We start from the raw sequence: 1,185 nt of genomic DNA, 5'->3' as shown, positions 1-1,185 counted from the left end.
AAAAAGCTTCACCAAAAACCTTTATAATTTCAGTATGTTATCGATCCTGACTTTTCAAACACGCCTCTTTGATAAGAAAAAATTTTCAGATATTGCATGGCTTTAGAAAAGGCGGCGCCTTTCAAAGCTTTTATTTTTTATCAATGGGTGTTCTGGACAGGGGCCTGGAAATTTTTACCCTTCTGCCCTGCGCCCAATCTTTCCTGCCCCGCGCTTCATGACACCGCGATCACGTCCTTTTGCCCTTGCCGGGCGTGGCGATTGGATCAACACTTTTCCCATGAGCGACAAAGACACCCATCCCGAGCCCCTGACATCCGAAAAGGCGCTGGAGGAGGCGGACAAGGCCCGCCTGAAACAGCCCGCCGAACCTAACGAACGTGGCGGCCCCAAGGGACCGGAACCCACGCGTTACAACGACTGGACCGTCAAGGGACGCTGCATCGATTTCTGATACCTGCGCACCATATGCAGGAAATCAGCTTTCGTTGGGTTGCAGGCCCCGGCCAAATCCCTGCCGCGCCCGCTGGCGCGGCGGTGGCATATGGCACGAAATCAGATAGATCCCGGCCACGAACACGATTTGTGACAGCGAATTGAACCATAACGCCAGTTCATACGCACGCTCAGCCGTGATGGCCTGATAGATCGCGTATATGGCAAAGGGTATCGAAATTGGGCGCATCCCCGCCAGCATCCCACGCAGGGGATTGAGGTATCCGGGCCGGACCATGCCACGCATGCGATGGATGCCGATGTAGAAAATGACCTCGAAACACCAACCAAGCATATTTGTAATAACATTGTCGAAAGACATGCCCTGCAACATGAGCAGGGCGGAAATCGACACGGCCGACAGCACGATCGAGCCGACCTGAAAGTTCATTCCCAGGTCCATCGCGGACAGACGTTCGGGCAATGCATCGGCAAAAGGCTGGAACACCCGATCCAGCAGCCATGCATCCAACTGGTTGACGCGATCACCAAAAGACATTGCAGTTCCCGTAACGGTCCAGATGCCAGCGGCAGGAGGAGGTATCCTGCGGCGATGGCATGTTCATAAATGGCAGTGTCATACCGGATATCTTTATACTGATATTTTTATGCCGGGTGCATCTTGGAGACTGTTTGAAAAGTCAGACTCGATAACATACTGAAATTATAAAGGTTTTTGGTGAAGCTTTT

General features: G+C 52.2%; 2 protein-coding genes. One reads left to right on the top strand and one right to left on the bottom strand.

Translation table 11 applies throughout. The annotated features are described in order from the left end of the window. Nucleotides 1-280: 280 nt before the first annotated feature. On the top strand, nucleotides 281-454 hold the full coding sequence (locus B7G66_RS12180) for a DUF1674 domain-containing protein (protein WP_064504907.1): 174 nt from the start codon (nucleotides 281-283) through the stop codon (nucleotides 452-454). 24 nt (nucleotides 455-478) lie between these two features. On the opposite strand, the gene B7G66_RS12175 is transcribed toward B7G66_RS12180, so the two are convergent. Beyond that, the gene (locus B7G66_RS12175) at nucleotides 479-994 is read right to left on the bottom strand and encodes a hypothetical protein (protein WP_003621204.1); all 516 of its coding nucleotides are present in this window, start codon (nucleotides 992-994) and stop codon (nucleotides 479-481) included. Between the last annotated feature and the right edge of the window lie 191 nt (nucleotides 995-1,185).

The organism is Novacetimonas hansenii JCM 7643 (genome assembly GCF_000964405.1).
Classification (GTDB): domain Bacteria; phylum Pseudomonadota; class Alphaproteobacteria; order Acetobacterales; family Acetobacteraceae; genus Novacetimonas; species Novacetimonas hansenii.
This window is presented reverse-complemented; position numbering and strand designations above follow the sequence as displayed.

Bases quoted from the DNA above. Each gene is read 5' to 3' on its own strand.
- B7G66_RS12180 (WP_064504907.1), top strand. From the start codon at position 281: ATGAGCGACAAAGACACCCATCCCGAGCCCCTGACATCCGAAAAGGCG.
- B7G66_RS12175 (WP_003621204.1), bottom strand. From the start codon at position 994: ATGTCTTTTGGTGATCGCGTCAACCAGTTGGATGCATGGCTGCTGGAT.